The sequence below is a fragment of the Natronolimnohabitans sp. A-GB9 genome (assembly GCF_030848565.1).
In the GTDB taxonomy this organism is placed as follows: Archaea; Halobacteriota; Halobacteria; order Halobacteriales; family Natrialbaceae; genus Natronolimnohabitans.
In genome coordinates this window covers 39090-46592 of record NZ_JAVDDV010000023.1, presented here as the reverse complement: position 1 = coordinate 46592, position 7503 = coordinate 39090, and the positions used below count along the sequence as shown (strand labels likewise).

General features: G+C 59.9%; 3 protein-coding genes and 2 pseudogenes. 2 read left to right on the top strand and 3 right to left on the bottom strand.

Annotated elements, in window-relative coordinates; translation table 11 throughout:
- Positions 1 to 294: 294 nt before the first annotated feature.
- Positions 295 to 663: a VOC family protein gene (locus tag RBH26_RS18550; RefSeq protein ID WP_306759866.1), complete on the bottom strand. Its 369-nt coding sequence runs from the start codon at positions 661 to 663 to the stop codon at positions 295 to 297.
- A 272-nt stretch (positions 664 to 935) separates the two neighbouring features.
- On the opposite strand from RBH26_RS18550, the gene RBH26_RS18545 reads away from it, so the two are divergent.
- On the top strand, positions 936 to 3926 hold the full coding sequence (locus RBH26_RS18545) for an FAD-binding and (Fe-S)-binding domain-containing protein (RefSeq protein ID WP_306759865.1): 2991 nt from the start codon (positions 936 to 938) through the stop codon (positions 3924 to 3926).
- 151 nt (positions 3927 to 4077) lie between these two features.
- On the opposite strand, the pseudogene RBH26_RS18540 reads toward RBH26_RS18545, so the two are convergent.
- Positions 4078 to 4977: pseudogene (locus tag RBH26_RS18540) on the bottom strand (L-lactate permease); the annotation flags it as partial.
- A gap of 55 nt (positions 4978 to 5032) precedes the next feature.
- Between RBH26_RS18540 and RBH26_RS18535 the strand changes: the two are divergent.
- The gene (locus tag RBH26_RS18535; protein WP_247123022.1) at positions 5033 to 6457 is read left to right on the top strand and encodes an IS4 family transposase; all 1425 of its coding nucleotides are present in this window, start codon (positions 5033 to 5035) and stop codon (positions 6455 to 6457) included.
- 183 nt (positions 6458 to 6640) lie between these two features.
- Here the strand turns inward: RBH26_RS18535 and RBH26_RS18530 are convergent.
- Positions 6641 to 7483: pseudogene (locus RBH26_RS18530) on the bottom strand (L-lactate permease); the annotation flags it as partial.
- Positions 7484 to 7503 lie beyond the last annotated feature (20 nt).

Sequence of the window (7503 nt, the reverse complement as noted above, 5' to 3'; positions counted from 1 at the left end):
ATAGAGAACTGCGACCGAGATGCCCGTCACCGGTCACCCCATCACGGGCGGTTCCCGACGTTCGTATCTGCTCCGTGTACAGTCACGTCGTGTGATGGACACGCTTCCGAGAGCCAACGGGTTCGATGCGTCGTTCTGGAATAGAGAAAAACCGATGCCGATCCCGTTTTCCGTCCAGCTATCGTTCCCCCTGACAACCCTATATTTACATCCGTATTGGTGTAATGGTACACTGTCGTTGTCGCTGGATTCCCTATATTTCTGAAATAGAGAACAGCAGGGTGGACTGCCGAACTAGTCGAGCGGTTCGACGAGTTCGACCGTCCGGCCGTCGGGATCGGAGACGAACGCCGTTCGAGCTCCGGCTTCGGGCTGATCGCCCGGCTCCTTCTCGACGCCGTAGTGATCGATCTCCTCGAAGACTTCGTCGACGTCGTCGACGCCGATAGCGAGGTGATCCCACGCCGTCCCCTGGTCGAACTCGTCGTTACCAGTCGTATCCGAGAGCTGGAGTTCGATTCCGTTGTCGTCGGCGATATACCGGTTTTTGGTGTCACCGTCAGGCGTTTCGAACTCCCAGCTCTCCTCAAATCCGAACTGCTCGTAGAATTCGATCGTTTCGTCGGCGTCAGCGACGTTGATATTGATATGGATCAGTTCCATATCAAACTCCCTCACGAGCACTCTCTTAAACTCGTTGATCCATCTCGTTTCGTCGAGGTCGTCAGCGAGCGCTTTGCCGTCCCGTCGCCAACGGAGACCTATCAGTGGCCGCTCACTGTGATCTAGTACCGTTCCAACCGTCGACTGATGGGTCGAATCGGACGACACCGCAGGATTCGACCCATCAGTTCAGGCGTGGACCGCCACTAGGGCCATGGGAGTGTGAAACTAACACCAGGATTTATAATAATTGATGTCCGAAATTACGGATAATGGCTGTTGAAAAGCCACAAGACGACCTCGGTAGTTACGAGGCGTTCCGAGAGACGCTCGACCACGACTACAGCGACGTACGCGAGTACGCCGAACTCGCGGACGATCTTCGTTCAGTTATCAGCGGCGACGTTCGATTCGACGAATACGCACAGGTGCTGTATGCGACTGACGGTAGTATCTATCAGGCTCGCCCAGCGGGCGCTGTTCTCCCTCGAGATACCGAAGACGTACGAAACGCGGTTCGTGTCGCAGCCGACCACGACGTGCCGGTCATCGCACGTGGGGCCGGATCGTCCCTCGGCGGACAGACAGTGGGACCGGGCTGTGTCGTGCTCGATATGACCGTCTACATGGACGACATCCTCGAGGTCGACGTCGACCGGCAGCGAGCGCGCGTCCAGCCCGGGGTCGTCCAGGACCACTTCGACGACCACGTCGAACAGTACGGGCTCAAGTTCGCTCCCGACCCTGCCTCGTCGAACCGAGCGACGATCGGCGGCGGGATCGGGAACAACTCCACGGGGGCCCACTCCGTCCGGTACGGGATCACCGACGCCTACACCGAGGAGTTGAAAGTCGTCCTCGCCGACGGCTCGCTGATCCACACCCGTGAGGTTGTCCTCGACTCCGCTGAGTACGAGGAGATCGTGTCGAAAGACGGTCGCGAGGCGGAGATCTACCGGACCGTTCGTGAACTCGTCGAGGAGAACGAAGACGAGATCGAGACCCGCTACCCGGATCTCAAACGCAACGTCTCCGGGTACAACCTCAACAAGGTGATCTACGAAAACGACGCGGGCGAGGAGGTCATCAACCTCTCGAAACTGTTCGTCGGCGCAGAATCGACGCTTGGCGTGATCGTGGAAGCGGAGATCAGTCTCGTGACGCTTCCCGAAGAGACGGCACTCGTCCTCTACTGTTTCGACGACCTGATCGCGGCGCTCGAGGCGGTCCCCGAGGCCCTCGAGTTCGATCCCAGCGCGGTCGAACTCATGGACGACGAACTGTTCAGGCTCGCTCGGGAGTCAGAACAGTTCTCCCGCTACGAGGAGCCGATCCCCGACGAAACGGAAGCGGCGCTGATGCTCGAGTACGACTCGGAGCTCCACGACGACTTCGAGGAAGCGATCGGGCAAACGAACGCTCACTTCGTCGACGAGGGCGACGCCTTCGATGCTATCGAGGCCTACACCGAGGACGAGCAGGCGGACCTCTGGAAGCTTCGAAAGGCGGCTATCCCGCTGCTGATGAGCCTCGAGGGCGATCCGAAGCCGTACCCCTTCATCGAGGATGCGACGGTGCCGCCAGCCGAGCTCGCCGACTACGTCGAGGGGTTCATGGACGTCCTCGAGGCCCACGACACGTCCGCCGCGTACTTCGCCCACGCGGGCAGCGGGACGCTTCACATCCGCCCCATTCTCGACCTGAAAGACGACGACGGCATCCAGACGATGCAGTCGATCACCGAAGACGTCACCGACCTCGTCCTCGAGCACCACGGCTCGTTCTCCGGCGAGCACGGCGACGGGCTCGCACGGACGGCGTTCAACCGGAAGCTGTACGGCGAGGAGCTGTGGGAGGCGTTCAAGGCGGTCAAGTTGGCCTTCGATCCCGACTGGCGACTGAACCCGGGAACGGTCGTCTACACCGACGACGAGCCGACCGACATGCGCGAGAACCTCCGGTATGGGGCGAGTTACTCCTCGATCGAACCGCAGACGAAACTCGACTTCTCGGAAGAGGGCGGGTTCTCGCACCTGGTGGAGCTGTGTAACGGCTGTGGGACCTGTCGCCAGACCGACGACGTGATGTGTCCAACCTATCGGGGGATGAACGACGAGATCGCGACGACCCGTGGGCGGGCGAACATGCTCCGGGCGGCGATCTCCGGGGAGCTCCCCGAGGACGAACTGTACTCGAAACGATTCCAGGAGGAAGTGCTCGATCTCTGTGTCGGCTGTAAAGGCTGTAAGAGCGACTGTCCGACCGGCGTCGACCTGGCGAAGCTCAAAGCCGAGACCAAGTATCAGTACCACGAACGCGAGGGTGTCGGCCTCCGGGAACGGCTGTTCGGCAACATCGATACGCTCTCGAGGATCGGAAGCGCGCTCGCGCCGCTTTCGAACGTCGGTCAGAAGCTCCCTGGAAGCCGTCTCCTGATGGAAACGGTCGTCGGTATCGCCCCCGAACGTGAGCTTCCCACCTTCGAGCGGGAATCCTTACAGGAGTGGTACGAGAAGCGTGGCTCGCGTGTGAGCCCGGAAACGGCCGACAGAAAGGTGGTTTTGTTCCCCGATACGTACACGAACTACAGCTACCCCCGGGCCGGGAAAGCCGCCATCGCCGTCCTCGAGTCCGCGGACGTCCACGTCGAGATTCCCGACGAGGCCGCCCCGAGCGGCCGGGCGGCGTACTCGGTCGGGATGCTCGACGCCGCCGAGGAGCGTGCTCGGACGAACGTCGAACTGTTCGCCGAATACATCGAGGACGGCTACGACGTCGTCGCCATCGAGCCCTCCGATGCCGTGGCTTTTCAGGACGAGTACCTCGATCTCGTGAGTACGGCGGCCGCCGAGACGGTCGCGGCGAACGCCTACGGCGTCTGTGAGTACCTGGATACCTACCGTCTTGTTGAGGAGCTCCCGCTCGAGGAGACGGACGAACGACTCTCCTATCACGGTCACTGCCACCAGAAGGCGGCCGGGAAGGACCACCACGCCGTCGGCGTGCTCCGCCGTGCCGGCTACGCCGTCGATCCGATCGATTCTTCGTGTTGTGGGATGGCCGGAAGCTTCGGCTACGAAGCCGAACACTACGACCTCTCGAAGGAGATCGGCGAGCGTCTCTACGAGAAACTCGACGAGAGTGGCGGGACGCCAGTCGCTCCCGGCGCCTCCTGTCGGAGTCAGATCGGCGATCGAGAGACGCGAGACGAGAACCCTCCACATCCCATCGAGAAGGTAAACGAACAGCTCTCGCGGTCGTAATCATCGCTAGTTTTTAGCGATAGCGGTCGCGTTTCGCGCGTCGTGGCTTCGTGAGTCCGAGCGGGAACCGAGACTGCCGACTCGAGCCGACAACGTTCCGTAGCGACGTCGCGATGGCGAGAAAAATCGAACCGGTAGACGAACAGTACTGTTAGAAGACGTCGAACACCGCTGGCAACACATCGGGCATGATGTAGACGAACACCAGCGCCCAGAATCCGACGAACACCGCGTAGTAGACCAGCGGAATCAGGTTCAGCCGGATAATCCGTCCCTCCTGGCCGACGAGGCCGACGGTCGCGAGTGCTGCGATGACGTTGTGGATCGCGACGAGGTTACCGATCGCCCCACCGACGGCCTGTGCACCGACGATGATCTGCGTCGGGAAGCCCAGTTCTGACGCCGCCTCGAACTGGAACGCACCGAAGGTGATGTTCGAGGCGGTGTTCGATCCGGTCATCGCTGCGGCGAGTGCGCCGATCAACGCCGCGATAGCGGGGTAGGCCGGACCGAAGACATCTGCGGTCGCGACCGCGAGCACCTCGATCATACTTCCGACCTCCGGCGCACTATCGGGGGCACCGGAGAGCAACATCACCTGGACCATCGCGATAACGAACACGAGCGCGATCAGCGGGGAGACGATCTTCTCTCCGGCTTCACGCCACGCTTTGCTGACCTGGTCGGTGTTCATCCCAAAGAGTGGGATCGCGACGAGCGCACTCACGAGCAGCCACAGGCCGGGAGCGTGGCCCCACTCGATCGCTGCGGCGTGTCCCGTCCCCAGGATGTTCGACCACTCGAGGACGAACAGCGAACTGGTGAAAAACTCCGTGATCGGTTCGATCACGCGGGTGATCACCAGCAACACGACGAGGAAGATGTACGGCGACCACGCTCGGAACAGCGACATCGCCCGTCCGCCGTTCGTCGCGGCCGTCGTTCCACCGCCGTTCTCACCCGGTTCGATCGTTCCGACCCAGTGACTGGGCCACTCCTCTCGCGGCGGGAAATCCCACTTCTCCTCGGGCAGAAAGTACCCCGCCTTGAGAGCTGTCTCTTACCCACAAATTCTATTCCCGTAGCTGAGAAGTTGAGGCTGGGAGATGGGACGAGATCAGCGGAGTTGGCGACCTGATCTGAACGATGACGGGGAGTTGTGTGACATGGATGTATCAGGTTGGATTCGGACGGAGTTTCGGGCAGCGGAGTTCGGAGACAAGCGTCTTACCGATCGATTGGTCCAACTCGGGGATGAACTCGGCAGTTCACCTGCCGAGTCCATCCCGGCTTCCTGCGAGGACTGGGCGTCCACAAAGGCTACATACCGATTTTGCGATAATGAGAGTGTGGAACCGACCGAGATTCTCTCTGCTCACAGGCAGTCACAGCGATCACGGGTGAGTGGCGGAGACGAGCTGTTGGTCGTCTCCGACACGACGTATCTCACCTTTCCTCGCCACCCAGCCAAGGACGGTCTTGGAGATATTAGTTCCTCAGATATCGACGTAGAAGGCGTCAAATTACACACTTCCGTTGGTATTCGCCCAGACACGCAGCAGATGACTGGGGTCATCGACCAGCAGGTGCTGGTCGAGGACCAACAGGCGGGCAACACTTACAGCACAAACGGCAAAGACGACCCAATTCTCCTTGAGAACGAGCATGAAAAGTGGTTGCGTGGGGATAGGGAAGCCGCCGAGTGGCTTCCCGAAGACGTGCGTCCGATTTTTGTCCATGACCGAGGTGGGGACGCCTTCTCGTTGTACGAGGAACTGAGCAAGGAGAGTGCTAACGCTGGTTTCGTTGTTCGAGCCAATCAAAACCGACGAGTCTTGACAGAAGGTGGTGAAGGTGGGAAACTCTTCGATTGGAGTAGCGACCTCGCAGAACGAGGTCGCAACTCCATCGAGATTCAACAAGGCGGTGGACGAGAAGCCAGAACAGCCGAAGTCTCAATCACTGCAGGAACCTGTGAGTTGCGCGCACCGCGAAATAATCCGGATCAAGAAGGGTCCGTCAAAGTGAATGTGGTGAGAGTGGATGAAGTCAATGGGACTGGCGATCCGATTCAGTGGGTGTTACTCACCACTGAATCGGTCGAAACGTTCGACGATATTCTAGCCATTATCGAGTACTACGGCCTTCGCTGGCGGATCGAAGACTGGCACAAGGTGCTGAAGAGCGGTTGTAAAATCGAAGAACGGCAACTGCAAACGTGGGAGCGTATGGAAGTGTTGTTGAGCGTGTATTCAGTGATTGCCTGGAAGGTCTTGGAGTTACGAGAGCTAGCCCGTGGAGAGAGTTCAGTTGCTCCAGAGATCTTGTTAAGCGAGGCCGAACGCGCAGTTCTGGAAACGAAATTTCCAGAACTGAGCGGTCAAAGCGGGAAAGCCTACGCGGTACATGTGGCGAAGCTTGGCGGATATTTAGACCGCGGTTCAGATCCTCCTCCAGGCTGGGAGACGATGTGGAAAGGGCTTCAGAAGCTCCGCATGTGGGCAGAAGGCTACGAACTGGGTGCTGAATGAGCGCCACAGCCGCTCATTCAGCGAGACTCTCCGTGAATCCAGCTTTTGTTCAGGGTCACAGACTGTCCAGCCTCTGAAAGTCGTAAGCCAGTATCAATAATGATTCCTTCCTGACTGATCTATTCATATCGGGCGGAATTTGGTTGATTTTTCTCAGTAGAGATGAGTTATGGGTAAGAGACAGGCCTTGAGAGCGGGAATGACGATCGCGGTGCCGACCATCGATCCGATCAACGCCGGGAACTCGGCCGTCAGGAACCACGCCGAGAGCCAGTAGGGAACGGCGAAGGCGATCCCCGCGAACAGACAGAGCGGCCAGACCTCGAGTGCTGGCTCGAGTGAGCGTTCGTCTTTCGGGCTAAAGAAGTAGACGACCATCCCGACGGCGAACAGCGGCATCACGAACCCGACCAGCGCGTGGTAGGTGGCTGCCCAGGCGGCGACTTCGACCGAGTACTCGGCGACGGTCATCCCCTCGGCCTGGATCGCCTCCTGTGTGAACGCGACGCTCTCGAGGGGGTCCTGGATGCCGACGATGATCGGAGTTCCCACTGCGCCGTAGGTCACGGCGATGATGTGTCCGATCAGCGCAGCGAGCACCGCTGCAAGCGCCGGGAACCCAAGCGCGAGCAACAGCGGTGCGACGACCGCAGCCGGCGTCCCGAAGCCGGCAGCGCCCTCGATGAACGTCGCGAGTAGAAAGCCAAGCAGGACGATCTGAACGCGTCGATCGTCCGATATCGCCGTGAACCCTTCGTTGATCCGATCAAACGCACCAGCCTGCATCAGCGTATACAGCAAGACGAGCGCGCCGAAAACGATCCAGAGGATCTCGAGAGCCGTCATCACTCCGACGATCGACGCTGCCGCGAGATACTCGGGGGGATTGTTCCACATGACGTATCCGATCCCGAGTGCAACGCCCCACGCGATCGGCATCGCATACGTCGCCGGCCACAGCAGCCCGACGATCAAGATTGCGACGACCACCAGCGGTAACGCCGCAGCGAGTGTCTCTACAACCATCTTTCAGGACCTCCCGTCGA

What these genes read in the sequence shown, in the direction of transcription:
- RBH26_RS18550 (WP_306759866.1), bottom strand. Translation starts at nt 663, where the DNA reads ATGGAACTGATCCATATCAATATCAACGTCGCTGACGCCGACGAAACG.
- RBH26_RS18545 (WP_306759865.1), top strand. Translation starts at nt 936, where the DNA reads ATGGCTGTTGAAAAGCCACAAGACGACCTCGGTAGTTACGAGGCGTTC.
- RBH26_RS18535 (WP_247123022.1), top strand. Translation starts at nt 5,033, where the DNA reads ATGGGACGAGATCAGCGGAGTTGGCGACCTGATCTGAACGATGACGGG.